This is a genomic window from Ewingella sp. AOP8-B2-18, from assembly GCF_052376015.1.
In the GTDB taxonomy this organism is placed as follows: Bacteria; Pseudomonadota; Gammaproteobacteria; order Enterobacterales; family Enterobacteriaceae; genus Ewingella; species Ewingella allii.
In genome coordinates this window covers 334,536-358,404 of sequence record NZ_JBQSVB010000001.1, presented here as the reverse complement: position 1 = coordinate 358,404, position 23,869 = coordinate 334,536, and the positions used below count along the sequence as shown (strand labels likewise).

At 56.3% G+C, this 23,869-nt stretch carries 23 protein-coding genes; 14 read left to right on the top strand and 9 right to left on the bottom strand.

Translation table 11 applies throughout. The annotated features are described in order from the left end of the window. Window positions 1-7: 7 nt before the first annotated feature. Complete coding sequence (locus tag ACT3RR_RS01710) at window positions 8-970, bottom strand: LysR substrate-binding domain-containing protein (protein WP_353501398.1); 963 nt, start codon at window positions 968-970, stop codon at window positions 8-10. A gap of 135 nt (window positions 971-1,105) precedes the next feature. On the opposite strand from ACT3RR_RS01710, the gene ACT3RR_RS01705 reads away from it, so the two are divergent. Both ACT3RR_RS01705 and ACT3RR_RS01700 read left to right on the top strand, forming a co-directional pair. Beyond that, window positions 1,106-2,260 carry a methionine aminotransferase gene (locus tag ACT3RR_RS01705; protein WP_441656078.1) on the top strand — a complete coding sequence of 385 codons (1,155 nt, stop codon included), beginning with the start codon at window positions 1,106-1,108 and terminating at the stop codon, window positions 2,258-2,260. 18 nt (window positions 2,261-2,278) lie between these two features. Next, complete coding sequence (locus tag ACT3RR_RS01700) at window positions 2,279-3,058, top strand: ABC transporter substrate-binding protein (RefSeq protein ID WP_353501396.1); 780 nt, start codon at window positions 2,279-2,281, stop codon at window positions 3,056-3,058. 141 nt (window positions 3,059-3,199) lie between these two features. Here ACT3RR_RS01700 and aphA read toward each other — a convergent pair whose 3' ends face one another. Further along, entirely contained in the window at window positions 3,200-3,913 is a 714-nt protein-coding gene (aphA, locus tag ACT3RR_RS01695) for an acid phosphatase AphA (protein ID WP_353501395.1), read from the bottom strand. Between the two features lie 233 nt (window positions 3,914-4,146). Between aphA and ACT3RR_RS01690 the strand changes: the two genes are divergently transcribed. The 4 genes from ACT3RR_RS01690 to ACT3RR_RS01675 all read left to right on the top strand — a co-directional run bounded on the left by ACT3RR_RS01690 (window position 4,147) and on the right by ACT3RR_RS01675 (window position 7,899). Continuing rightward, window positions 4,147-5,190 (top strand): NADP-dependent oxidoreductase, encoded by a 1,044-nt coding sequence (locus ACT3RR_RS01690; protein WP_496199609.1) that lies wholly within the window; start codon window positions 4,147-4,149, stop codon window positions 5,188-5,190. 56 nt (window positions 5,191-5,246) lie between these two features. Beyond that, entirely contained in the window at window positions 5,247-5,939 is a 693-nt protein-coding gene (locus tag ACT3RR_RS01685; RefSeq protein WP_353501393.1) for a type 1 glutamine amidotransferase domain-containing protein, read from the top strand. 57 nt (window positions 5,940-5,996) lie between these two features. After that, window positions 5,997-6,479: a kinase inhibitor gene (locus ACT3RR_RS01680; RefSeq protein WP_496199608.1), complete on the top strand. Its 483-nt coding sequence runs from the start codon at window positions 5,997-5,999 to the stop codon at window positions 6,477-6,479. Window positions 6,480-6,585: 106 nt separating this feature from the next. Then, on the top strand, window positions 6,586-7,899 hold the full coding sequence (locus ACT3RR_RS01675; protein WP_485902854.1) for a putative acyl-CoA thioester hydrolase: 1,314 nt from the start codon (window positions 6,586-6,588) through the stop codon (window positions 7,897-7,899). A gap of 72 nt (window positions 7,900-7,971) precedes the next feature. On the opposite strand, the gene ACT3RR_RS01670 is transcribed toward ACT3RR_RS01675, so the two are convergent. Both ACT3RR_RS01670 and pgl read right to left on the bottom strand, forming a co-directional pair. Then, window positions 7,972-9,492 (bottom strand): methyl-accepting chemotaxis protein, encoded by a 1,521-nt coding sequence (locus tag ACT3RR_RS01670; protein WP_496199607.1) that lies wholly within the window; start codon window positions 9,490-9,492, stop codon window positions 7,972-7,974. 271 nt (window positions 9,493-9,763) lie between these two features. Beyond that, window positions 9,764-10,765, bottom strand: a complete 1,002-nt coding sequence (pgl, locus tag ACT3RR_RS01665) for a 6-phosphogluconolactonase (RefSeq protein WP_396130247.1) — start codon at window positions 10,763-10,765, stop codon at window positions 9,764-9,766. Between the two features lie 193 nt (window positions 10,766-10,958). Between pgl and ACT3RR_RS01660 the strand changes: the two genes are divergently transcribed. Beyond that, window positions 10,959-11,780, top strand: coding sequence for a pyridoxal phosphatase (locus tag ACT3RR_RS01660; RefSeq protein ID WP_353501388.1), 822 nt, complete (start codon window positions 10,959-10,961; stop codon window positions 11,778-11,780). A gap of 15 nt (window positions 11,781-11,795) precedes the next feature. Here the strand turns inward: ACT3RR_RS01660 and ACT3RR_RS01655 are convergent, their stop codons facing one another. The 5 genes from ACT3RR_RS01655 to ACT3RR_RS01635 all read right to left on the bottom strand — a co-directional run bounded on the left by ACT3RR_RS01655 (window position 11,796) and on the right by ACT3RR_RS01635 (window position 16,140). Then, window positions 11,796-13,160 (bottom strand): Fic family protein, encoded by a 1,365-nt coding sequence (locus tag ACT3RR_RS01655; RefSeq protein WP_496199606.1) that lies wholly within the window; start codon window positions 13,158-13,160, stop codon window positions 11,796-11,798. Between the two features lie 74 nt (window positions 13,161-13,234). Then, entirely contained in the window at window positions 13,235-14,296 is a 1,062-nt protein-coding gene (gene modC / locus ACT3RR_RS01650) for a molybdenum ABC transporter ATP-binding protein ModC (protein ID WP_496199605.1), read from the bottom strand. Beyond that, window positions 14,296-14,985 carry a molybdate ABC transporter permease subunit gene (gene modB / locus ACT3RR_RS01645; protein ID WP_278880010.1) on the bottom strand — a complete coding sequence of 230 codons (690 nt, stop codon included), beginning with the start codon at window positions 14,983-14,985 and terminating at the stop codon, window positions 14,296-14,298. Before modB ends, modC begins: the two co-directional genes overlap by 1 nt. Beyond that, complete coding sequence (modA, locus tag ACT3RR_RS01640; protein WP_496199604.1) at window positions 14,982-15,755, bottom strand: molybdate ABC transporter substrate-binding protein; 774 nt, start codon at window positions 15,753-15,755, stop codon at window positions 14,982-14,984. Before modA ends, modB begins: the two co-directional genes overlap by 4 nt. Window positions 15,756-15,969: 214 nt before the next feature. After that, window positions 15,970-16,140 carry an AcrZ family multidrug efflux pump-associated protein gene (locus tag ACT3RR_RS01635; RefSeq protein ID WP_396130242.1) on the bottom strand — a complete coding sequence of 57 codons (171 nt, stop codon included), beginning with the start codon at window positions 16,138-16,140 and terminating at the stop codon, window positions 15,970-15,972. 193 nt (window positions 16,141-16,333) lie between these two features. Between ACT3RR_RS01635 and modE the strand changes: the two genes are divergently transcribed. The 7 genes from modE to ACT3RR_RS01600 all read left to right on the top strand — a co-directional run bounded on the left by modE (window position 16,334) and on the right by ACT3RR_RS01600 (window position 23,741). After that, on the top strand, window positions 16,334-17,116 hold the full coding sequence (gene modE, locus ACT3RR_RS01630) for a molybdenum-dependent transcriptional regulator (RefSeq protein ID WP_496199603.1): 783 nt from the start codon (window positions 16,334-16,336) through the stop codon (window positions 17,114-17,116). Window positions 17,117-17,240: 124 nt separating this feature from the next. After that, window positions 17,241-18,710, top strand: a complete 1,470-nt coding sequence (gene modF / locus ACT3RR_RS01625; protein WP_496199602.1) for a molybdate ABC transporter ATP-binding protein ModF — start codon at window positions 17,241-17,243, stop codon at window positions 18,708-18,710. 242 nt (window positions 18,711-18,952) lie between these two features. Beyond that, window positions 18,953-19,969, top strand: coding sequence for a UDP-glucose 4-epimerase GalE (gene galE / locus ACT3RR_RS01620; RefSeq protein ID WP_353501382.1), 1,017 nt, complete (start codon window positions 18,953-18,955; stop codon window positions 19,967-19,969). Window positions 19,970-19,999: 30 nt separating this feature from the next. Further along, window positions 20,000-21,049 (top strand): galactose-1-phosphate uridylyltransferase, encoded by a 1,050-nt coding sequence (gene galT / locus ACT3RR_RS01615; protein ID WP_185688278.1) that lies wholly within the window; start codon window positions 20,000-20,002, stop codon window positions 21,047-21,049. Beyond that, window positions 21,049-22,197: a galactokinase gene (galK, locus tag ACT3RR_RS01610; protein WP_353503926.1), complete on the top strand. Its 1,149-nt coding sequence runs from the start codon at window positions 21,049-21,051 to the stop codon at window positions 22,195-22,197. Before galT ends, galK begins: the two co-directional genes overlap by 1 nt. Further along, entirely contained in the window at window positions 22,191-23,237 is a 1,047-nt protein-coding gene (gene galM / locus ACT3RR_RS01605) for a galactose-1-epimerase (protein ID WP_496199601.1), read from the top strand. Before galK ends, galM begins: the two co-directional genes overlap by 7 nt. A 171-nt stretch (window positions 23,238-23,408) precedes the next feature. Then, a complete protein-coding gene (locus tag ACT3RR_RS01600) occupies window positions 23,409-23,741 on the top strand; it encodes a PsiF family protein (RefSeq protein ID WP_353501380.1) in 333 nt (110 codons plus the stop codon). Window positions 23,742-23,869: the final 128 nt, after the last annotated feature.

Here is a 23,869-nt window from a genome sequence, read left to right as displayed (position 1 = left end):
CCGGCAATTAATTGCTGGTCACCAGCCGGTGGGAGGTGGAAAGCAGCGTGCTCAGCTTCTTCCGGCTGATTCTGGCCTGCTCGTTCAGATAGTCGATAGCGACCTGTAGCGCAGGAGTCGGGTTATCCGGATAGAGCAAGGTGTAAGACGCGCCGCTCGCCACGCAGAGTGGGAACGGCGCCATGACGCGCTTGGCCTGTAGGTCATCTTCTATTAGCGTCAAATCCCCAATCGCGATGCCATACCCCTGCAAGGCCGAATTGATGGCCAGATCCAGCGTGTCGAAGTGCTGAGACTTGGCCGACGGTAGCCCTTTGACGCCGGATTCCCGCAGCCACAGCAGCCAGTCGCGGCGGTCGCGCGTCGGGTGCAGCAGGGTTTTCTCCGCCAGATCCTCAAGCGTGGTGCTCTCCGCGCTCTTGCCGAAGAAGTCCGGTGTGCAGATGGGCGTTAAGATCTCATCAAACAGATGATGCGCCCGGCGCGGCGAGTCCGGCGCGCGGCCAAACACCACGGCGGCGTCGAAGTGCTCGGTGCTGAAATCCACGCCGTGAGCAATGGAGGCGGTCAGCTCGATGCGCAGCTCCGGGCGATCATTCTGCAACTGAATGACCCGTGGCAGCAGCCAGCGCATGGAGCAGGTCGGGCACTTGATGCGCAAGGTATCGGGGTGCGAGCCGACGCGCTTCATCGCTTCGCCCATCTGCTCCAGCGCCTGTTGAATTGGCGGCAGCAACTGCGCGCCGCGTGGGGTCAGGGTTAGCCCTCGCGCCTGACGCAAAAACAGCGGGTAGCCCAGCGTATTCTCCAACCCGGTGATCTGCCGACTCACCGCACCCTGGGTGATGTGCAACAGCTCCGCCGCGTGGGTCAAGTTAAGGGTTTTCGCCACCACGCTGAAGGTTTTCAACAGGTTAAGCGAAGGAAGATTGAGCGCCGTCAGATAGGAAAGGTCTGGGGGAGTTGCCATGATCACCTCTTGGAATTGCTGCCAGCCATGCATCTAGATCATGGCGAGTATGACAAATTATCCATTGTCTGCACAAATAAACTACTGCTTAATCATTCATAATATATAAATATTTATGCCCTCCCGAGGTGATGCATGAAAAGCCCTTTATCGACTCAATCCAAATTGCCTGATGTCGGCACCACGATTTTCACCGTCATTGGCCAGTTAAGTGCTGAGCATAACGCGCTGAATTTATCTCAGGGCGCCCCTAACTTCTCCTGCCAGCCTTCGCTGATTGACGCCGTAACCAAAGCCATGCGCGATGGTCATAACCAATATGCGCCAATGAGCGGCGTCGCCGCGCTGCGCCACGCGCTGTCGGCCAAGGTCGAGGCGCTGTATGGCTGCCACTATGACGCCAATGAAGAAGTGACGGTTACCGCCAGCGCCAGCGAAGGCCTGTACTCGGCCATCAGCGCGCTGGTACATCCGGGCGATGAAGTGATCTATTTCGAGCCGTCGTTTGACAGCTACGCGCCGATTGTCCGTTTGCAGGGCGCGACGCCGGTCGCAATTAGCCTTTCGCTGGAAGATTTCAGCATCGACTGGGATCAGGTCGCCAGCGCCATTAACAGCAAAACGCGGATGATCATCATTAATAGCCCGCACAACCCTACCGGCGCGATTTTCAGCGACGTGGACATTGAGCGCCTGACCGCCCTCACCCGCGATACCGATATCGTGATTTTGTCCGATGAGGTCTATGAGCACGTGGTGTTCGACGGCGAGCGCCACCACAGCATGGCCTGCCACCCGCAGTTGGCCGAGCGCAGCGTGATTGTCTCCTCCTTCGGTAAGACCTACCACGTCACCGGCTGGCGCGTGGGCTACTGTCTGGCTCCGGCAGAATTAATGAATGAAATCCGCAAGGTACATCAGTTTATGATGTTCTCCGCCGATACCCCGATGCAGGTGGCTTTCGCCGAAGCCATGGCCGATCCGCAAAGCTATCTGGGGCTGGCAGACTTCTACCAGCACAAACGCGACCTGCTGGCCGATGCCCTGAGCGGCTCGCGTTTTGAGCTGCTGCCAAGCCGTGGCAGCTTCTTTATGTTGGCGCGCTTTAGCCACTTTAGCCCGCTGACCGATGACGAGTTTGTACTGAGTTTGATCCGTGATTATCAGGTCGCCACCATCCCGCTGTCGGCGTTTTACAGCCACAACCAGCCGACTGGGCTTATTCGCCTGAGCTTTGCCAAAGACGATGACACACTGTACGAAGGTGCCCGCCGCCTGAGCCGGGTTTAATCTCTCCGAGGAAATGACATGAAAAAAATGAAGATCGCATTACTGTTGGGTTGCGCACTGGCCTCTTTCTCAACACTGGCAGAGGGCACCGCGTTTAAATTTGGTCTGGAAGCGCAATACCCGCCGTTCGAATCCAAAAGCGCCAGCGGCGAGTTGCAGGGTTTTGATATCGACGTCGGCAACGCGGTCTGTGCCGCCGCCAAGCTGAAGTGTGAGTGGTTTGATACCGCCTTTGACGGCCTGATCCCGGCGCTGCAAGCGCGTAAATTCGATGCCATTAACTCGGCGATGAACGTTACCGAGAAGCGCCGTCAGGCCATTGATTTCACAGACGTTATCTACCGCGTACCGAGCCAGCTGATTGCCAAGAAGTCCTCCGGCCTGCTGCCGACGGTTGAGTCGCTGAAAGGCAAACACGTTGGCGTACTGCAAGGTTCGATTCAGGAGAGCTACGCGCAGGCGCACTGGGCACCGAAAGGGGTCGATGTGGTCTCTTATCAGGATCAGAATCAGGTCTATCTGGACCTCTCCTCCGGCCGCCTCGACGGCACGCTGGTGCTGGCTCCGGCTGGGCAAACCGGCTTCCTTGACCGCCCGGACGGTAAAGATTTCGCCTTCGCCGGTGACGCCGTGCGCGATGACAAAATCCTCGGCAGCGGCATCGCTTTCGGCCTGCGCAAAGGCGACACCGCCAATAAGCAGAAGCTGGACGCCGCCATCGCCAAGATTAAGCAGGAAGGCGTGATTCAGCAGCTGGCGAAGAAGTATTTCGGCGATATCGATGTGACAGTGAAGTAAGTTTTGATTTTGGTTTTGTCTTTGCGCCCTCTCCTTTTAAGGAGAGGGCTGAGGCGAGGTATGCCGCATTGAGTACAATTCAAATCACTCCTCATCCCAGCCTTCTCCGCTGAGGGGAGAAGGCGCGAAAACTCACACTAATCAATACTCCGAATTCACCACCACCTCTTCACCAAATGCCCCGGCCTGCGGCAATGGCTTGTAGCTGGAGTTAGAGGCGCGAAGAACGCGGATACCACGGGCGCTCACGGCCTGCGCGGCGGTAATATCACCGTCGGAATCACCGTAGAAAATCTTAATCTGCTTATCTTTCAGCCACTGGGTTTTGGTGTTCTGACCCGGCTGGTCACCGGCGAAAATCACTGGGTTCACTTTGTCTTGTGGGATTTGGAAATCGCCCTGCAAGGTCTTGGTGACGGTCTCGGTTTTAGTCTCGCTGCGCCCGGTGACGAAGTAGATGCTGTCGCCGCGTTTGAGATGCATATCAATCAATTGCTTCGCCACTTCTTTCGGCATACTAAAATCATCCCAGCCGTTGTTCATCTTTTCCCAGAACTGCGGATTTTTCAGGTAATCCTGTTTGCCCGGAGAGAACTCTTTCTGCCCACGGTAGAAGCCAGGGCTTGAGAAAAGCACGGTGTCATCAATATCAAAACCCACGGCAATTGGCGGGCGACCCACCAGGCTGTTCTCAATCTGCGCCACTGACACCCAGTGTACCGGCGACTGCTGCGCCAGCTGCGCGACATTGACGCCCGGATAGAGCGGCGCGGGGGTGGACTCTTTCGCCAGCGCGCTCTGGTTCAGACTCAGCAGTACACAAACCGCCCCGAGTGCCAATTTAATCTTCTGCATCTTATTTTCCTTTTATGCTTATTTATCGGTGAGTTAACGCAACATCATCGATTCAAAACATACGCGTGAAAAGCCAAGAGCGGAAGGGCATTGTGACGGTTTTGTGACAGCACATTTTAACAAAGCATAAACCGCTCAGCCTAAGGTTCAGTTAGCTGCCTATACTTATTCCTCATGACCTGTTGCCATTTGGTAGTGGTTTTCACCAAACAATCATCAGAATAGGAGTTTGTATGTCTCAGAATTCAGCAGTAAACCGCCGCTTTGTGCTGGCTTCGCGCCCGAAAGGTGCCCCGACGCCAGATAACTTCCGTCTGGAAGAGCAACCCGTACCTGAGGCCAAAGAAGGCGAGCTGGTCCTGCGCACCCTCTACCTCTCTCTCGATCCCTATATGCGCGGCCGCATGAGCGACGCCCCCTCTTACGCCGCGCCGGTACAAATCGATGCGGTAATGACCGGCGGCGCGGTATCTGAGGTTGTCAGCTCGAAAAGTCCTGACTTTAAACCTGGCGATATCGTTTTGGGCAGCACCGGCTGGCAAGACCATCCGGTGGTCAAAGCCAAAGAGGTGAAAAAGCTCGAAGGCCCGGCAGAGAAGCACCCTTCTCTGGCACTGGGCGTTCTGGGTATGCCAGGCTTTACGGCATTTATGGGGTTACTGGACATTGGCCAACCTCAGTCCGGCGAAACCGTGGTCGTCGCGGCCGCCACCGGGCCTGTGGGTTCACTGGTGGGCCAGATTGCTAAAATTAAGGGTTGTAAAGTGATTGGTATCGCCGGTGGCGAGGATAAATGTCGCTACGCGGTCGAGCATTTTGGCTTTGATGAGTGCCTCGATCATCGCGCACCGGATCTGGATAAACGCCTGAAAGCCGCCTGCCCGGACGGTATCGACGTCTATTTCGAAAACGTCGGTGGCGCGGTCTTCGACGCCGTACTGCCCCTGCTCAACACCAAAGCGCGCATTCCAGTCTGCGGGCTGGTTTCCCAATACAATGCGACGGAGCTGCCTGATGGCAAAGACCGCGTTTCACTGCTCGCCAGCACGATTTTAAGAAAGCGTATTCGCATGCAGGGCTTCATCATCTTTGATGACTATGGCCATCGTTACCCAGAATTTGCCAAGCAAATGGGCGAATGGTTTGAAGCCGGAAAAGTGAAATTCCGCGAAGACGTGGTGGATGGCTTAGAGAATGCGCCTCAGGCGTTTATCGGCCTGCTGGAAGGTAAAAACTTCGGCAAACTCGTGGTTCGCGTCGCGAAAGATAAAGCGTGATAGCGAATTAATGACCATAGCCGGGCCACGGCGTGACCGGACCCGCAGGAGGTAACATGAAATTACTGATTGTATTAACGTCACACGACAGGCTCGGCGATACCGGCAAGAAAACCGGCTTTTGGCTGGAAGAGTTCACCGCCCCCTACTACCAGTTTCTGGATGCAGGGGCCGAGCTGACGCTGGCGTCACCTAAGGGCGGTCAGCCGCCGCTAGACCCAAAAAGCGATGAGCCGGATGCGCAGACAGAAACCACCGACCGTTTTCGTCAGGATAAATCAGCCCAGCGCGCGCTGGGTAATACGGTGAAATTATCCACGGTGAAAGCCGATGATTTTGACGCAGTATTTTATCCCGGCGGCCACGGCCCGCTGTGGGATCTGGCTGAAGATGCTGATTCCGTGAAGCTGATTGAGTCTTTTTGGGCGGCGGGCAAGCCCGTTGCCAGCGTGTGCCACGCGCCCGGCGTGCTGCGTGATGTAAAAGACCAGCACGGGCTGCCGCTGGTGAAAGACAAACGCGTCACCGGTTTCAGTAATAGTGAAGAAGACGCGGTTGGCCTCACTGACATCGTGCCGTTTTTGGTCGAAGATGAATTGAAGAAAAACGGCGGCGATTACAGCAAAGCGGCCGACTGGCGGCCTTACGTGGTGACTGACGGCAATCTGATCACCGGGCAAAATCCGGCCTCCTCGGCCAGTGTCGCGCAGGCGCTATTGAAGCTGCTGGGTGGCGAAATCGCTAAATGAGCCAAGGCCGGTTCATGCCATTTTTAGGCTTTTTATCATCAAGAACGGGAGGAAAGTATGACCTTTACTCTAACCAGTAACGACCTGAAAGATGGCGAGAAAATGCCGGAAGCTCAGGTGTTCAACGGCATGGGTTATCAGGGACAAAATATCTCGCCACACTTGGCGTGGAGCGGCGCACCGGAAGGCACCAAAAGCTTCGCCATCACCTGTTATGACCCAGACGCTCCTACCGGCTCCGGCTGGTGGCACTGGGGCGTGGCGAACATCCCCGCCGACGTGAACGAACTGGCGCAAGGCGCGGGTTCCGGCAAAGCGGAATTGCCTCACGGCGCGGTGCAAACCCGCACTGACTTCGGCAAAGCGGGCTACGGCGGCGCGGCACCTCCGCAGGGCGAGAGCCATCGTTATCAGTTCACGATTTATGCCTTAGACGTCGACTCGCTCGAAGTGGACGAAAACGCCAGCGGCGCCTATCTCGGCTTCAATATACACTTCCATACAATAGGCAAATCTTCTCTGACGGTGTTATATAGCTGAATTATGGTACATTGCGCTGTTGCCCAGAATCACTCGACTTGCATCAGGCAGTTTGAAGGTTGACGGGTAGAAAATATGAGTAACTTTTATCAAGGAGTCAGACCCAGTGAAATTAACTACCCTGTCGCGCGCCTGCGCTATTTTGTCAGCCAGCCTGGTTCTGGCCGCTTGTAGCAGCAGTCACGAAGGTGTTTCAACCCAAGTTGCTCCGGGCACAGCCGCCAACCCAATTCTTAGCCCAGACGAAGCGGCGAACTTTACCGCCAAAAACTATCTGGCCTTCGGCGGGCGCTCTCTTCAGGTTCAGCAGCAGGGTTGGTTCCCATCTGTCAGCGATATCTCTGCCGCGAAAACTAACTTCGTGGTCGGCACCCAGATGGGCACCGACGGCGCAGCTTACACCAGCATTCAGCAAGCCGTAGAAGCCGCCCTGCGCGTGCGTAACCACGGCGAGCGCGTGTTCATCAAAATCCTGCCAGGCACCTACACCGGCGCGGTTTACATCCCGGCTGGCTCACCGCCAATCACCCTGTTCGGTGCTGGCAACAGCGCGGGCGACGTGGTGATCCAGCAAGGTCTGGAAGCATCGGCTACCCCTGCGGTGTACCGCGCGACGGTCAACCCGAATGGCCAGTTCATTCCGGGCAACCGCAGCGAATACATGTTCAAAGATTGTAGCGATCAGCAGTCTGAAACCATTGGCGCGGGCTGTACGGCCACCGTCTGGGCACAGAGCAGCAGCCTGCAATTGCAGAACCTGACCGTGACCAACAGCCTGTTGGATACAGTAGACGCGGGTGACCATCCGGCGGTGGCTCTGCGCACCGACGGCGACAACATCGTGCTGGATAACGTACATATTATTGGCCGCCAGAACACCCTGATGCTGACCACCGCGAACATCAAAAACCAGCCGAACAACAGCCGTTATAGCCGTGCTTACGTGCATAACAGCCTGATTGAAGGTGACGTGGATTACGTGATTGGTCGCTCAAGCGCGGTATTCGATCGCGTTGAGTTCCACACCGTGAGCAGCCGTGGCGTGAAGCAAGCCTCCATCTTCTCTCCAAACACCCCGGCCAACGTGCCTTACGGCTTCCTGGTGACCAACAGCACCCTGACCTCTGATCGCGGTTTTGAAGGTCAGGCGGCGAAAGCCCAGCTGGGACGTGCATGGGATCAAGGCGCTGAAAACGGCGGTTATGTGCCGGGCACCACGCCAAACAGCCAGGTTGTTATCCGCGACAGCCAAATCGACAGCGGCTACAACCAAGTCAACCCGTGGGGCGATGCAGCCGTGTCTGGCCGCGCCTTCGCCGGTAACGTGCCGAAAGATGAGAAGCAGGCGCGTGACCTGAATGACGTGAACTTCAACCGTCTGTGGCAGTTCAACAACGTGATCACCGCGCCGGCTAAATAAGCCCGCGAGGATCGAAAAAAGCCGCTGAGTAGATGCTCAGCGGCTTTTTTATTGGCAAGAATTCAGAAGAAATTAGGCTTGGGCGACAGGCTCATTGCCGAGGCGGAAGATAGCCACCGTCTCCTCGAGATTCACCGCCTGCTCGTCCAGCGACGCAGCGGCGTTGGCCGACTGCTGAACCAGCGCCGAGTTCTGCTGGGTCACGGTGTCCATCTCCGCCACTGCCAGCGCAATCTGCCCGATACCACGACTCTGCTCTTCCGACGCCGACGCAATCTCGTGAATAATACTGGTCACGTGGCCCACCGACTGGACAATCTCCTCCATTGTATCACCCGCTTTGCCCACCAGCGCCGAGCCGCTGTTGACCTTGCTCACTGAGTGGCCAATCAGGGTTTCAATCTCTTTCGCCGCCTGCCCGCTGCGCTGCGCCAAACTGCGTACTTCGCTGGCAACCACGGCAAAGCCGCGCCCCTGCTCTCCGGCGCGCGCGGCTTCAACCGCGGCATTCAGCGCCAGAATATTGGTCTGGAAGGCGATGCTGTTGATGACGGAAGTGATTTCAGAAATCTGCTTCGAGCTGACGGCGATATCCTTCATCACGCCCACCACGTCGCTGACCAGCTTGCCACCGCGCCCTGCGGTGTCGGCGGCAGAAGAAGCCAGTTTGCTGGCCTGACTGGCGTTTTCGGCGTTTTGCTTCACCGTCGCGGTCAGCTCTTCCATGCTGGCTGCCGTCTGCCCCAGCGCCGACGCCTGCTGCTCCGTTCTGGCAGAAAGGTCAATGTTGCCCGCCGCGATTTCACTCGAGGCGCGGGTCACTTGGGTCACGCCGTTGCGAATATCCCCAATGATGCCGCGCAGGTTCTGGTTCATCCCCTCCACGGCGCGGGTGAGCTGCCCCACTTCGTCATTGCTTTGGCTGAGAATGTGCGCGGTTAAGTCGCCCGCCGCGATGCGCTGGGCCACGTCCAGCGTGTGACGCAGCGGCACGGTGATTTGGCGCGTCATGCGCCACGACAGCAGTGCCCCGGTCAGAATGGCAATGGTGATGATGATCAGCATCTCTTTGATGGTTCGGCTGACTTCCTCTTGGGTGTAGGCCATTTCGTGGTTGAGAAGCTGGTCCGACGCCGAGGTCAGGGCCAGTCCGGCCGCCGCCAGGCTGTCGCTGATTTGCTGCGGATCGCTGCCCGCTGGCGGGTTCAGCGTGTGCTGCCAGTTTTCACGGTAACGGCGGATATTCTCCGGCATGGCGTCAACCTGCGCCTGATCGACCGGCTGCCAGTGGTAGGTTGCCACTTCTGCCAGTCGCACTTCTAACTTGTCGAGCGCCTGACGGTTTTGCTCGACAAACTTCTGATCATGATTCGCCATATACGAAAGCCGGGTGTATTTGGCTTCGGCCAGTAAATCATTCACTTTCTTGAGCAGCGTGGCCTTTTCGGCTCGCTCGCTAATGCTGGTGAGATGGTAAATGCCTGAGGCGGCAATCGAGGAACCGAGCAGCAGAACCAGCGTGAATCCTGCGGCTAGCTTGGTAGCGATGTTGGCGTTATTGAAAATGCGGGTGATCCCTGAAAATAAACTCATCCTGCTCTCCCTGTTTATTATTGTTAATAAATAACTGTTTGCGCCCAACCTATCCTGTGACACGAAATATGATGGGAACATTCGGTGTTGGTAACGGGGAGAGTTATCGACAAGGAGGCCACAATGTTTAGAGGGAGATGAAAATAATTCTAATCAATGGCACGAAGTGTATTTTTAACAAAAAAGTAATAAAAAACCCCGACTTGTCAGGGTCGGGGCAGTTTTTTGCAGCACTTGAGTTCGCCGAAAAAATGGCGACTCATTAGCGGGCTTAACTTCTCACGTCAAGAATGCTCACCCACATTGGGCCTTTGCCCACCGGGTACTCTTTCAGCGTGGTCAGCGCACCGCTAGTTTGGTCAATCTTCGCCACTTCGATGCCGTTAGATTTTTGACCTGCCGTGATAACAAACTGGCCCTGATGGTCAATGTTGAAGCCGCGCGGCTGAGTCTGGGTGGCGTGATGCCCCAACAGCTCCAGCACGCTGCCATCTTCGGACACGCTGAGCACGGAGATCAGGCTGGCGGTACGGTCGCAGGCATAGAGGAATTTGCCATTTGGCGTGATGTGAATGTCCGCCGCCCAACGCGTGTCTTTGAAATCAGCCGGCATGATGTTCAGTGACTGAACATTGTGGTATTCGCCGCTGGTCACGTCTTTCTGATAGACATCGACGCTGCTGTCCAGCTCGTTAATGCAGTACGCAAAGTGCTGATTCGGGTGGAAAGCCATATGACGCGGGCCCGCGCCGGTCTTGGTTTTCAGCGCTTCCACGTGGTGCGGCGTCGCCGCGCCTTGCAGGCTGAAATCAAACAGGCGGATGCGGTCTTCTTTCAGCGCCGGGATCATCAGCAACTGGTTGGTCGGGTCGATATTGGCCGAGTGCGGCGCCTGAATATCTTCCAGCACGTGAATTGGCGCGGTGACGATGCCTTCTTCATTGATGGGATGAATGCTGACATTGTTGAAGCTGTAAGACGCCGAGAACAAGAAGCGGCCCTGTAGGTCAGTGCCGACGTGGGTCGGGCTGCCCGGCAGCGGCGCCATGCCTGCCTGTTCCAGCTTGCCTTCGTGGTCAATGCGGTAGGTCAGAATGCCAAACTCTGGGCGCACGCCGACATATAAACGATGACCATCAGGATGAATAACCATTGGCTGAACCTGACCAGGCACGTCAACGATTTGCAGCGGGCTCAGCTCGCCGTTTTCGCCCAGACGAAATACGTGAATTTGCTGGCTCTCAGGGCTGGCAACGTAGACAACTTGCTTCATTACATCTCCTTATTAACACCGGATTAATTTTTATTCGGGCATACGTTAAGTCATTCAAGCGTAGCTCAGGTTACCACGATAACCCAGCCTGTGGAGGTGGCCTTTATGCTCTTCTCCAAGGTTTTATCAGCGGTTTTTAAGGTGTAACATGGGTGAAATTTCTTCAATTCTCTGAAAACCTTACGAGCTAACTATGACCTATCGCGTAATTGCGCTTGATTTAGACGGCACCCTGCTGGACCGTCAAAAACGTATTCTCCCTGAATCTCTGGCCGTGCTGGCCGAAGCCCGCTCACAGGGTGTGAAAGTGATTGTGGTCACCGGCCGCCATCACGTGGCGATCCACCCGTTCTATCAGGCCTTGCAGCTCGATACTCCGGCCATCTGCTGTAACGGCACTTACCTGTACGATTACCACGCGCGCAAAGTCATCACCTCTGACCCAATGGATAAAATCAAAGCCAAAAAAGTGGTGGATCTGCTCGAGCATCACGGCATCCACGGCCTGCTCTACGTGGACGATGCCATGCTGTATCAGCATTTAAACGGCCACGTCAGCCGCTCTATCGTTTGGGGTGAAGCGCTGCCGCAGGGCCAGCGGCCGAATATCGTCAAAGTCGACAGCCTGCGTGACGCCGCCGATCAGGCTAACTCGGTGTGGAAATTCGCCACCTCCCATGAAGATCTCGACGCCCTGCGCGCCTTCGCCAAGCAGGTAGAAGATGATTTAGGTCTGGCCTGCGAATGGTCGTGGCACGATCAGGTAGACGTCGCGAAACAGGGCAACAGCAAAGGCCGCCGCTTGCAGGAGTGGGTGGAGTCGCAAGGTATGAGCATGGCCGACGTCATCGCCTTCGGCGACAACTACAATGACCTGAGCATGCTAGAAAATGTCGGCCTCGGCGTCGCCATGGGCAACGCCGACGACGCTATCAAACAGCGTGCCGGTCTGGTCATCGCCGACAACGAACAGCCCGGTATCGCCGAGGTGATTCGCACGAAGGTGTTGGGTTAATCCCGCTCCAGACTATTACCAGGCACTGCCTTTGGGCCGTGCCTGATTTTTCCACTGACTGACCTGCGGCAGACTTTTTGGCGAAACGTAAACCGTCTCTTTACCGTCTTTATGGGTTCGCAATAAACCCAGCTCAGCCAAGACAGTTAAATCCTTCCTCGCCGTGTTGTCGGACACGCCCAGCCGCTCCCTGACTTCCGCCACGGTAAAGATATTTTCCGGCCGGGCAAAAGCCACGTTGAGCAGGTTTTTCTGGCGTTCGTTTAATGTTGCGCCAATTTCTGACTCATACAAAAACCTATTCAGCTCATCCCGCACCTTCACCATGTGGTGAATGTAATCCACGTACTCATTCAAAGCCCGCCCAACAATGCTGCATTGATAATCAACGAAATAGGTCAAATCCATGTCATCCGTCTCGGAATAACAATAGGACTTGGCGTAGGCCGTTGAGGCATTTTTCAGCAGCTTGCTGATTGAGATATGGCGAAAGGCCGAATAGCCGCAGCGCAGCATGTACCAATAGAGCAGCGCCCTTGCCGCGCGGCCATTGCCATCATTAAACGGATGAATAAACCCAATCATGAAATGCAGGATGCAGGCTTTGATTAACGGATGAAGGTACTCTTTCCCCTCCAGCCGCTCGTGGGGCTGGTTAGCCCATTTGAATAATAGCGACAGCCTGAGTTCGACCTCGGTATAGGTCGGCGGGTTATGAATGATTTCATTTTGAATATCCGCCACCACCACGTCGTCTGAATGGCGAAACTCCCCCGGGCGATATTTTTGGTCATTAATCTCCCCCACGGCGATGGCGTGTAACTCCTTAAAATTTGCCAAACTGAGATCTTCTGAACAATGGGCATTGACGTATTCCATCATGTGGAAATTCCCCATGATCATTTTTTCGCTCTCATCTCGCGGCGCGCGATTGACTTTAATCATCTCTAGCGCGACGCGGCTGGTGGTGGCCGCCCCTTCTAACTGGCTGGATGAAATCGACTCTTCAGCACGCAGCTCCTCAAGCAAGTGGCGCGAGGCGAACAGGGGCTCCAGCAGTTCGCTCTCGCCGCCCGACGTCGCCAGCCTATCGACCATCGAGATAGTCTGCTGCATTTGCGGCGTGATATTGAGGAAAGCCAACTGGTTGAAATCGTAACCATTAAGGGTCAGCAAACGCCCGTTGGCGCGACGCACAATGGTGGTGAGTGACCAGAAGATTTGCGGGTTAATCCCAGCAGGAACGCGATGCCTTAGGGCATCCCAATGCAGATATTGGCCCTTTTCATTGACCATAGAGACGAGGGGAAAGGTGGCGGTAAGCGCATCGCCGGGTATTTGACCCACGGCGAGCAGCTCTGGAGGACGTTTGACCTTCATCTTTCACCTCAAAAAATTGAATTATTGAGATGAATGATGTTCTGCTTTGGCTTAATTTGCAAGCAATCTGGGTGTTATCGACTCAGCGACACACTCTTGATCTGCGCGTAGAGCCACTGGCCGGGGCGGATCATCAGCTCGTCTCTGGCCCATGGGGTGATGCGCGCCCAGATGATATGATCGGCCATGGCCAGCTTCACTTCCACCTGTGAACCAATCTCCAGACACTCCAGCACCTTGGCGGGCAGAATGTTGCGAATACTGCTGTTGTTGGCGGTGGGTTGCAGCACCAGCGAGACGTCGGCAGCGTTCACCCGCACGCGCATTGATGTACCTTCGGCGGCGTCAACTTTGCCTATCCACAGGCGCTGATCGCCGATAGCCAAGGCGGTCATGTCATAGCGCGGATGGTGCTCCAGCACGCTGACGTTGAGCACGCTGCTCTGCTCCTCGCGCGGCAGCCACGGGCGCATGATATTGCTGGCCCACACCTCTTCCAAATCGCCCATCGCCAGCACGCTGCCGTTATCCAGCACCAGCACTTTCTCGGCCAGACGCAGGATCTCATCCAGACTGTGAGTGACATAGAGAATCGGGATATTGACCTCTTTCGCCAGCCTCTCCAGATAAGGCATCAGCTCGCGTTTACGCGGTAAATCCAGCGCGGCCAGCGGCTCGTCCATCAACAAGATTTCAGGGGCGGTGAGCAGAGCACGGCCAATCGCCACTCGCTGTTTTTCGCCACCGGACAGCGTCAATGGGAAACGGTTGAGCAGTGGCCCAATGCCGAGCAGCGCCACAATGCTGTCGAACTGCCCGCGCATGGAAGGCGCCATGCCGTACTGCAAATTGCCCTGCACCCGATAGTGCGGGAACAGGCGCGCGTCCTGAAATACATAGCCAATGCGGCGTTTTTCCGGCGGCAGGCAGAGACCTTTGTCGGCGTCGAACAGTGGCCGATTGTTCAGCGCGATGCGCCCGGTTTCAGGCTTTGTCAGCCCCCCGATGGCGTTAATCAGTGAGGTTTTACCCGCGCCGGACAGGCCAAAAATCGCCGTGATCCCCTGCGCAGGCAGGTTTTGCGTCACCTGAAGGGTCAGGTCGCCAAGCTGCTGGCTGAAGTCGAGTTCTAGCATCAGCCCCCCAGCCGAATGCGGCTGCGTTTCGCCAGCCAGTCGGAAATCATTAAGGAAGCCAGTGACAGAATAATCGCCAGCACGCAGAGCCGCGCCGCCGCGCCTTCTGCGCCGGGTGTTTCAATCAGGGTGTACATCGCCAGTGGGATGGTGCGGGTTTCGCCGGGAATGTTGGAGACAAAAGTGATGGTGGCGCCAAACTCGCCGAGGGAGCGGGCGAAGGCCAGCACGATGCCGACGATGATCCCCGGCACCGAGAGAGGCAGCGTGATGGTGAAGAAGACGCGCCACGGCGACGCGCCGAGGGTGCGGGCGGCCAGCTCCAGCTTGGTGTCCACCGCCTCCAGCGCCAGCCGGATAGCGCGCACCATCAGCGGAAAGGCCACCACCGCCGAGGCCAATACCGCGCCGTGCCAACTGAAGCTAAAGCTAAAGCCGAACCAATTGTAGAGCCATTCGCCCACCACGCCGCGCCGCCCCATCACCACCAGCAGCAAATAGCCAATCACCACTGGCGGCAGCACCAGCGGCAAATGGATAATACTGTCGAGCAGCGATTTGCCGGGAAAACGGCAGCGGACCAACACCCACGCCATCAGAATACCAAGCGGCAAACTGCACACCACGGCCAGACTGGACACCTTCAGACTTAGAAGTACCGCCTGCCACTCATATTCACTCAGCATCATTCTTTGGGCGCAAATCCATATTGTTTGAAAATGGCTGAGGCCGCCGGCGTTTTCAGATAGTCATAAAACGCGCGAACTACAGGCTTTTCGTGATCTTTAACAATGGCCATTGGGTATTCGACCGGCTTGTGGCTGGATGCCGGGAAGGTCCCCACCACTTTGACTTTTTTACTGGCAATGGCGTCTGAGCCATAAACAATCCCCAGCGGGGCTTCTTCACGTTCGACCAAGGCCAGTGCGCCGCGAACATCGCTGGCGCGCGCCAGTTTCGGCTCAAGGGTGCTCCAGGCACCCAGCTTTTGCAGGGCTTCTTTGGCATAAATGCCCGCCGGGACGTGGTCAGGGTCGCCCACCGCCAGACGGCTATCGCCCAGCAACTTGGTCCACTGGGTTTTGTCATCAATCTCGACGTTGTCGATTTTACTGGTTTTAGCTGCCACCAGCACCAGCTCGTTACCCAGCAGAGTATAGCGAGTATTTTCAACAATTTGCTGCTTGCTGATGCTGTAATCCATCCACTGCTGGTCGGCAGAAATAAACAGGTCTGCCGGCGCGCCCTGCTCAATCTGGCGAGCCAGCGTCGAGGAGGAAGCAAAGGAGGAAACCACCTGCACGCCCTTCTCTTTCTGATACTGGGCGGCAATGTCCTGCATCGCGTTAGTTAGCGAAGCGGCGGCAAACACGGTGACTTTATCCGCAGCCTGGGCCTGAGCTGCCAGGCCCGCCACCAGCACGGAACCGGCGATTAATTTACCCCAAGAAGTACTCATTTTATGTTTCCTCGTTGATAGAACGCATCGTTATATAGGCGTTAATATAGCGTGGAAAACAGTCTTGTCATTCGATTTATCGGCAGGGCTTTGAGGAACTTAAAAGTTTTTGATCTGGGACAGAAAGAAAGGGTGCAGAAGGGTGTGCGGTTTACATAAGGAATAAAAAAACCCGATGTTAAAATCGGGTTCTTTAGAGAATCTTGCCACCAGCTTAACGATGCTGTTGCTCTTGTTGCTGCTGATTACGGCTCTCTTTGGAGTGACCGATATTGGAAAGCACGTTGAACACTTCGCCCAATCCCCAAATCAGCCCAAGGATCACGGCGATGAAGATAGGCACCATGACCACGGCAAAAACCAAACTTCCTAAAAGTTCTAACATGATAGCCTCACTTAACTGGCCGACACGCGCCCAAGTGGCGGTGTTAAAAGCATTACTGTTGTCGATAATAGCAGCCATAACAGCAGAATACTTTAGCTTTTAACCAACTTAGCCCCGCAAAAAGCCTTCACACCGCTATATGTCAGTTAGAGGATAGGCGACAATAGCTGAAACGCATTCAAAGGAACCCCATATGCAAGCTGAAATCTTATTAACCCTGAAATTACAGCAGAAGCTGTTCGCCGATCCGCGTCGAATTGAACTCTTAAAGCAGATCAAGGTGACGGGTTCGATCAGTCAGGGCGCCAAGCTGGCGGGCATTAGCTATAAAAGTGCTTGGGATGCGATTAATGAAATGAACCAGCTGGCCGACGAGGTGCTGGTTGAACGCAGTACCGGCGGCAAAGGCGGCGGCGGCGCGCTGATCACCCGCTACGGTGAGCGGCTGTTGCAACTCTATGATCTGCTGGCACAAATCCAGCAAAAAGCCTTTGACGTGCTGAAGGATGACTCCCTGCCTCTCGACAGCCTGCTGGCCGCCATTTCGCGCTTCTCCCTGCAAACCAGCGCCCGCAACCAGTTCTTCGGCAAAGTGGTTGAGCGCGACCATCTCTCCGTCCAGCAGCATATTGAAGTGCTGCTCAATGATGAAAAGACCCGGATTCGCGTCGCGCTAACCGAGCAAAGTGCCGACCGACTGACCCTGACACCGGGCAAAGAGGTGTTGGTGCTGATAAAAGCGCCTTGGGTCAACCTGAGTCCTGAAGCCACCCACGCCGATAACTCTCTCTCCGGCGAGATACAGAGCATTCAACAGGGACAAGAGAGTAGCGAAGTGCTGCTACGCCTGGCCGGTGGAGACATTCTCTGCGCCACGGTGCCCAATGCCGCTGTTACACAACTGTCATTAGTCGAGGGCCAGAATGTGTTTGCTGAATTCGACGACGACAAAGCAATCATAGCCACCCTATGCTAGAAAGAGTTTATTTATCATCATCTTGCACAATAAGATTTGATAATTTGCAGAATCGTCAATTGACTTCATTTTGTTCCGGGATTATCCCTAGGAAAAGAATATCACTGCAATTTATGGATGAGACATGGCTTCGTTGCATATCTCGCAGGGCGTTTTTCGCCTGAGCGACACCCGCACCCTTACTCTTTCTGATTTACGCATTCAACAAGGCGAAAGCTGGGCCTTTGTTGGCTCCAACGGCAGTGGGAAATCGGCGCTGGCGCGTGCTCTGGCGGGCGAACTGGTCCAGCTGCAAGGTGAAAGCCAAAGCGATTTCAACAACATCGTGCGCCTGTCATTCGAACAGCTACAGAAGCTGGTGGAAGAAGAGTGGCAGCGCAATAACACCGACCTGCTCAGCCCGGACGAAGACGACACTGGCCGCACCGCCGCCGAGATAATCCAAGAGCAGGTGAAAGACCCGCAGCGCTGCGCCAGTTTGGCCGCGCAGTTTGGCATTACCAAGCTGCTCGATCGCCGCTTCAAATACCTCTCCACGGGGGAAACCCGCAAGACGTTGCTCTGTCAGGTGTTGATGCAGCAGCCCGATTTGCTGGTGCTGGACGAGCCTTTCGACGGGCTGGACGTCAACGCCCGTGCGCAGTTAGCCGAGCTACTGGCCGGGCTTGCCCAACAGGGGCAGACCTTGGTGCTGGTGCTCAACCGTTTTGACGACATCCCCGCCTTTGTTCAGCACGTGGGCGTTCTGGCGGATTGCACGCTAGCGACCATTGGCCCGCGCGGGAAAGTCATGGCAGACGCGCTGGTGGTCCAGTTGGCGCACAGCGAAAACCTGCAAGGCATGGCGCTGCCTGAGCCGGAAGACCCGGCACAGCGCGCCCGCCCGGCCGACGGCCCGCTGATCATTCTGCGCAACGGCGTGGTGGAATATAATGACCGCCCTATCCTGCACGGCCTGAGTTGGCAGGTGGATCAAGGCCAACACTGGCAAATCGTCGGCGAGAACGGCGCGGGCAAATCCACCCTGCTGAGCCTGATCACCGGCGACCACCCGCAGGGCTACAGCAATGACCTGACGCTGTTTGGCCGCCGTCGCGGCTCTGGCGAAACCATCTGGGACATCAAACGCCACATCGGCTATGTCAGCAGCAGCTTGCATCTGGATTACCGCGTCAGCTCCAGCGTGCGCAACGTCATCACCTCAGGCTTCTTCGACTCAATCGGCATTTATCAGGCCGTATCAGACCGCCAACTGTTCCTCACCAACCAGTGGCTGGAGCTGCTGGGCTTGGGCGGCAGCAAGGGCGACACGCCATTCCATAGCCTGTCGTGGGGGCAGCAGCGTCTGGCGCTTATAGCTCGCGGGTTGGTCAAGCACCCGGCGCTTTTAATCCTCGACGAGCCGCTGCAAGGGCTGGACCCGATTAACCGCCAGCTGGTGCGGCGTTTTGTCGACGTGCTGATTAGCGAGGGCGACACCCAACTGCTGTTTGTCTCGCACCACGCGGAAGACGCGCCGGAGTGCATTACTCACCGTCTCTCCTTCGTGCCGGATGGCAATATCTACCGCTACCAGCTCGATGCCTTGAAGTAAAAACGCCCTAAATCCCCAAATAGTCGTCGTGATATTTGGGGAATTCTTCTAGTGTAAACGATTACACTCCAATCCCCCTGTGCTTCCTTCCTGATTTGTCCCCGCCTGTGCGCCTCGCTGTATTAAGGCGGATACTGGTGCTAGACTGTGATGTAAGCGATTCCATGAACTTGAGCATAGATCACCTTTTTCAGCCTCGCTGCATGGTATCTTAAGCTCAACATGACTCTCAGGGAGCAATTATGTACGTCTTAGTTACGGGTGGTAGCGGTTACATTGGTAGTCATACCTGTGTGCAATTGATTGCAGCGGGCTACACGCCAATCATTTTAGATAACCTGCATAACAGCAAAGCCAGCGTGCTCGAGCGTATCACTACGCTGAGTGGCAAAACGCCGCTGTTCTATCAGGGCGATATCCGCGATCGCACCATCCTCGATAAGATTTTCAGCGAGCACGCCGTGCATTCGGTAATTCACTTTGCAGGCTGGAAAGCCGTGGGAGAATCCGTCGCCAAGCCGCTGGCCTATTACGACAATAACGTGAGTGGCACGCTGGTGTTGGTGGAAGCCATGCGCGACGCGGGCGTGAAGAACCTGATTTTCAGCTCTTCCGCGACGGTTTACGGCGACCAGCCGAAGACGCCTTATGTGGAAGACTTCCCGACCGGCAACCCTTCTAGCCCGTATGGCCGCAGCAAGCTGATGGTGGAACAAATTCTGCAAGACGTGCAGCGCGCTGAGCCGGACTGGAGCATCACCCTACTGCGTTACTTCAACCCGGTGGGTGCGCATCCGTCAGGTTTGATGGGCGAAGACCCACAGGGCATCCCGAACAACCTGATGCCGTTTATCGCGCAGGTCGCCGTGGGCCGCCGCGAATCCCTGTCAATTTTCGGCAATGATTACCCGACCAAAGACGGCACCGGCGTGCGCGACTACATCCACGTAGTGGACCTGGCCGACGGCCACATTGCCGCGATGAAAACCCTGCATAACCGCGCTGGCGTGCACATTTATAACCTCGGCGCGGGCTTTGGCCACAGCGTGCTGGAAGTGGTTAATGCTTTCAGCAAAGCCTGCGGCAAGCCGGTGAAGTACCACTTCGCCCCGCGTCGCGACGGCGACCTGCCAGCCTACTGGGCTGACCCAAACAAAGCCGCCAATGAGCTGAACTGGCGCGTCACCCGCACGCTGGAAGATATGGCTAACGATACCTGGTTATGGCAGTCCAAAAACCCGCAGGGTTATCCAGACTAATCGCGCCACTGCCCGAATAAAGGAATTAACATGTCAGAATTCAACCCGATAGATCATCCACATCGACGCTATAACCCGTTGACTGACCAATGGATTTTGGTCAGCCCGCACCGGGCGAAACGTCCGTGGCAGGGCCAGCAGGAAACGCCGTCGCAGGAGACGCTGCCACAGCATGATCCTGACTGCTTCCTTTGTCCGGGCAATACCCGCGTGACGGGCGATGTGAACCCGGACTACCACGGCACTCACGTGTTTACGAACGACTTTGCCGCCCTGATGCCCGACACGCCGTTCGCACCAGAAAGCGACGATCCGTTAATGCGCATCCAGAGCGCGCGCGGCACCAGTCGCGTTATCTGTTTCTCGCCAGATCACAGTAAAACCCTGCCGCAGCTGTCGCTCAGCGCGTTAGAAGAAGTGGTTAAAACCTGGCAGGAACAGAGCGCGGACTTGGGTAAAACCTACCCGTGGGTGCAAGTGTTTGAGAATAAAGGCGCGGCCATGGGCTGCTCTAACCCCCATCCGCACGGCCAAATTTGGGCCAACAGCTTCCTGCCGAACGAAGCCGAGCGTGAAGACCGTTTGCAGCGCGCCTATCTGGAGCAGCAGGATTCGCCGATGTTGCTCGATTACGCCAAGCGCGAGCAGGCCGATGGCAGCCGCACCGTGGTAGAAACCGAACACTGGCTGGCGGTGGTGCCTTACTGGGCGGCGTGGCCGTTTGAAACCTTACTGTTGCCGAAGGCCCACGTGCAGCGCATCACCGAGCTGAGCGACGCCCAGCGCAGTGATCTGGCGCTGGCGCTGAAAAAGCTCACCAGCCGCTACGACAACCTGTTCCAGTGCTCCTTCCCCTACTCCATGGGCTGGCACGGTGCGCCGTTCACCGCAGGCGACCAGGCACACTGGCAGCTACACGCCCACTTCTATCCGCCGCTGCTTCGTTCGGCGTCGGTTCGTAAATTTATGGTTGGCTACGAAATGCTGGCCGAAACCCAACGCGACCTGACCGCCGAGCAAGCCGCCGAGCGCCTGCGCGCCGTCAGTGATGTGCACTATCGTGAAGCCGGAGTGAAATGATGAAACTGAAAAATAAAACGTTAGAAATCTTCGAACAGAAATTCGGTTATCCGGCGACGATCACGATCAAAGCACCGGGCCGCGTTAACCTGATTGGCGAGCACACCGATTACAACGACGGCTTTGTGCTGCCTTGCGCCATTGATTATGAAACGGTGATCGCCTGCGCCCAGCGCAATGACCGCCAGATCCGCGTGGTGGCGGCAGATTACGACAATCAGGAAGACCTGTTCTCCCTCGACGATCCAATCCTTAGCAGCAAAACCCTGCCGTGGGCCAACTATGTGCGCGGCGTGGTGAAACACCTGCTGCAGCGCAACAAAGATTTTTCTGGCGCGGACATGGTGATCAGCGGCAACGTGCCGCAGGGCGCGGGCCTTAGCTCGTCGGCCTCGCTGGAAGTGGCGGTCGGTCAGGCGCTGAAATCACTGTATGACCTGCCGCTGGACGGCGTGGCGCTGGCGCTCAATGGTCAGGAAGCCGAGAACCAGTTCGTCGGCTGTAACTGCGGGATCATGGATCAGCTGATTTCCGCCCTCGGCAAGCAGGATCACTCGCTGCTGATTGACTGCCGTTCGCTGGAAACCCGCGCGGTGTCGATGCCGAAAAACGCCGCCGTGGTGATCATCAACTCCAATGTGAAACGCGGCCTGGTGGATAGCGAATACAACCAGCGTCGCGAGCAGTGCGAAACCGCCGCCCGCTTCTTTGGTGTGAAAGCCCTGCGCGACGTGACACAAGAGCAGTTTGACGTGGTGGCTAACGAGCTGGATCCGCTGGTTTCCCGCCGCGCGCGCCATGTGATTTCCGAAAACGCTCGCACCTTGGCGGCGGCAGATGCCCTGGCCGCCGGTGATTTGAAGAAAATGGGCCAGCTGATGGCCGAGTCCCACGCCTCCATGCGTGACGACTTCGAAATTACCGTTCCGCCAATCGATAAGTTGGTCGACATCGTGAAAAACGTGATTGGCGATCAGGGCGGCGTGCGCATGACCGGCGGCGGCTTCGGCGGCTGTATCGTGGCGCTTATCCCTGAATCTTTGGTTGACGACGTGCGCAGCGCGGTGGCCCGTGAATACCCTGAGCAAACCGGGCTGAAAGAGACGTTTTACGTCTGCACCGCTTCTCAGGGAGCGGGCGTATGCTAAAACCGGAAAACACCCCGTTGGCACCGGACGGCGACCCGTTCGAGCTGATCACCCTGCAGAATGCGGCGGGCACCACCGCCACGTTCATGGATTGGGGCGCGACTTGGCTTTCGCTGGAATTCCCTCTCGCCGATGGCAGCAAGCGCGAGCTGCTGCTGGGCTGCGAATCACCGCAGGGCTATGTCAATCAAAGTGCCTATCTGGGTGCCACCGTTGGCCGCTACGCTAATCGCATCGCCAAATCGCAGCTGACGATTGACGGGCAAACTTATGCGCTGGTGCCAAATCAGGGTGAAAACCAGCTGCACGGCGGCCCTGAGGGCTTCCACGCGCGGCGCTGGACGCTACTGTCACGCAGCGCGCAGGCGGTGAGCTTCCAACTGCTCTCCGCCGATGGCGATCAGGGTTATCCGGGCAATATGACGGCGGAGGTTCACTATCGCCTTACTGACGATCATCGTCTGGAAATTCGCTATCAGGCGACGGTCGACAAACTCTGCCCGATTAACCTCACCAACCACGCCTATTTCAATCTGGATGGCGAAGGTCACGATGCGCGCAAACAGAAGCTGCAACTGTTCGCCGAGCGTTTCTTGCCGGTCGACAGTGACGGCATTCCCAGTGCTGATCTGATCCCTGTCGAGCACACCGGGCTGGATTTCCGCGCGCCTAAAACGCTGGCCGAGGATTTCCTGCGCGATCGCGAGCAGCAGCGAGTGAAAGGCTATGACCACGCGTGGTTGCTCAATCGCACCTGTAACAGCGCGGAGCATCCGGCGGCGCACCTATGGTCAGCCGACGGCAAGGTTAAAATGAGCCTGTTTACCTCAGCCCCGGCGCTACAGGTCTACACCGGCAATTTCCTGCGCGGTACGCCGAATCGCTCAGGCGGGGAATATGAAAACTATCAGGGCGTGGCGCTGGAAACCGAGTTTCTGCCCGACAGTCCGAATCACCCTGAATGGCCACAGCCTAGCTGCTGGATAAAACCCGGCCAGGGCTACCGTTCGCAGACGGTTTATCAATTTTTCGCATTATAAAGCGCCAGATTGATTCCACACTCAGGGCCGCAAGGCCCTGTTTTCTTTGCGCTCTCTCCCCTTTTCATCACTTTCTGCGCCAGCTGTTACGCTTTTTTAATGCTAAAGCGCAAAGGCCGATCTACGCTTAGGGAGTGTCCCGTTAGGGGGACGTCTGAAAAGGAATCCGTTATGCGTTTATCTGTGGTTTTACCTCTGCTTACTACGCTGTTAATTGGCGGCTCTGCGCTGGCCGCTGATGCTGTAAAAGCCCCTTCCGCCGCACAGACGGCACAACGTCAGAAAATGACTGATTGTAATCAACAGGCCACCACGCAGTCGCTGAAAGGCGATGAGCGTAAGACCTTTATGAGCCACTGTTTGAAGGCTGAAACCAAGCCGGATCAGAAGTTGACCGATCAACAAAACAAGATGAAAACCTGTAATGCCGACGCAGCCAAAAAAGAGCTGAAAGGTGATGCTCGTAAGACGTTCATGAGCACGTGCCTGAAAAAAGCAGGCTAAGCGGCTGAACTGAACTCTTAAATTCGCTATGGTGAGTGACCAATGCGCGCCGCAGGCAGCATGAGATGCAACAATCAGATTGCCGTCTGCGGCGCACAGACCCTATAATGATAACAGTTATCATTGAA

Coding starts and splice junctions, on each gene's coding strand:
- ACT3RR_RS01710 (WP_353501398.1), bottom strand. CDS start 970: ATGGCAACTCCCCCAGACCTTTCCTATCTGACGGCGCTCAATCTTCCT.
- ACT3RR_RS01705 (WP_441656078.1), top strand. CDS start 1,106: ATGAAAAGCCCTTTATCGACTCAATCCAAATTGCCTGATGTCGGCACC.
- ACT3RR_RS01700 (WP_353501396.1), top strand. CDS start 2,279: ATGAAAAAAATGAAGATCGCATTACTGTTGGGTTGCGCACTGGCCTCT.
- aphA (WP_353501395.1), bottom strand. CDS start 3,913: ATGCAGAAGATTAAATTGGCACTCGGGGCGGTTTGTGTACTGCTGAGT.
- ACT3RR_RS01690 (WP_496199609.1), top strand. CDS start 4,147: ATGTCTCAGAATTCAGCAGTAAACCGCCGCTTTGTGCTGGCTTCGCGC.
- ACT3RR_RS01685 (WP_353501393.1), top strand. CDS start 5,247: ATGAAATTACTGATTGTATTAACGTCACACGACAGGCTCGGCGATACC.
- ACT3RR_RS01680 (WP_496199608.1), top strand. CDS start 5,997: ATGACCTTTACTCTAACCAGTAACGACCTGAAAGATGGCGAGAAAATG.
- ACT3RR_RS01670 (WP_496199607.1), bottom strand. CDS start 9,492: ATGAGTTTATTTTCAGGGATCACCCGCATTTTCAATAACGCCAACATC.
- pgl (WP_396130247.1), bottom strand. CDS start 10,765: ATGAAGCAAGTTGTCTACGTTGCCAGCCCTGAGAGCCAGCAAATTCAC.
- ACT3RR_RS01660 (WP_353501388.1), top strand. CDS start 10,959: ATGACCTATCGCGTAATTGCGCTTGATTTAGACGGCACCCTGCTGGAC.
- ACT3RR_RS01655 (WP_496199606.1), bottom strand. CDS start 13,160: ATGAAGGTCAAACGTCCTCCAGAGCTGCTCGCCGTGGGTCAAATACCC.
- modC (WP_496199605.1), bottom strand. CDS start 14,296: ATGCTAGAACTCGACTTCAGCCAGCAGCTTGGCGACCTGACCCTTCAG.
- modB (WP_278880010.1), bottom strand. CDS start 14,985: ATGATGCTGAGTGAATATGAGTGGCAGGCGGTACTTCTAAGTCTGAAG.
- modA (WP_496199604.1), bottom strand. CDS start 15,755: ATGAGTACTTCTTGGGGTAAATTAATCGCCGGTTCCGTGCTGGTGGCG.
- ACT3RR_RS01635 (WP_396130242.1), bottom strand. CDS start 16,140: ATGTTAGAACTTTTAGGAAGTTTGGTTTTTGCCGTGGTCATGGTGCCT.
- modE (WP_496199603.1), top strand. CDS start 16,334: ATGCAAGCTGAAATCTTATTAACCCTGAAATTACAGCAGAAGCTGTTC.
- modF (WP_496199602.1), top strand. CDS start 17,241: ATGGCTTCGTTGCATATCTCGCAGGGCGTTTTTCGCCTGAGCGACACC.
- galE (WP_353501382.1), top strand. CDS start 18,953: ATGTACGTCTTAGTTACGGGTGGTAGCGGTTACATTGGTAGTCATACC.
- galT (WP_185688278.1), top strand. CDS start 20,000: ATGTCAGAATTCAACCCGATAGATCATCCACATCGACGCTATAACCCG.
- galK (WP_353503926.1), top strand. CDS start 21,049: ATGAAACTGAAAAATAAAACGTTAGAAATCTTCGAACAGAAATTCGGT.
- galM (WP_496199601.1), top strand. CDS start 22,191: ATGCTAAAACCGGAAAACACCCCGTTGGCACCGGACGGCGACCCGTTC.
- ACT3RR_RS01600 (WP_353501380.1), top strand. CDS start 23,409: ATGCGTTTATCTGTGGTTTTACCTCTGCTTACTACGCTGTTAATTGGC.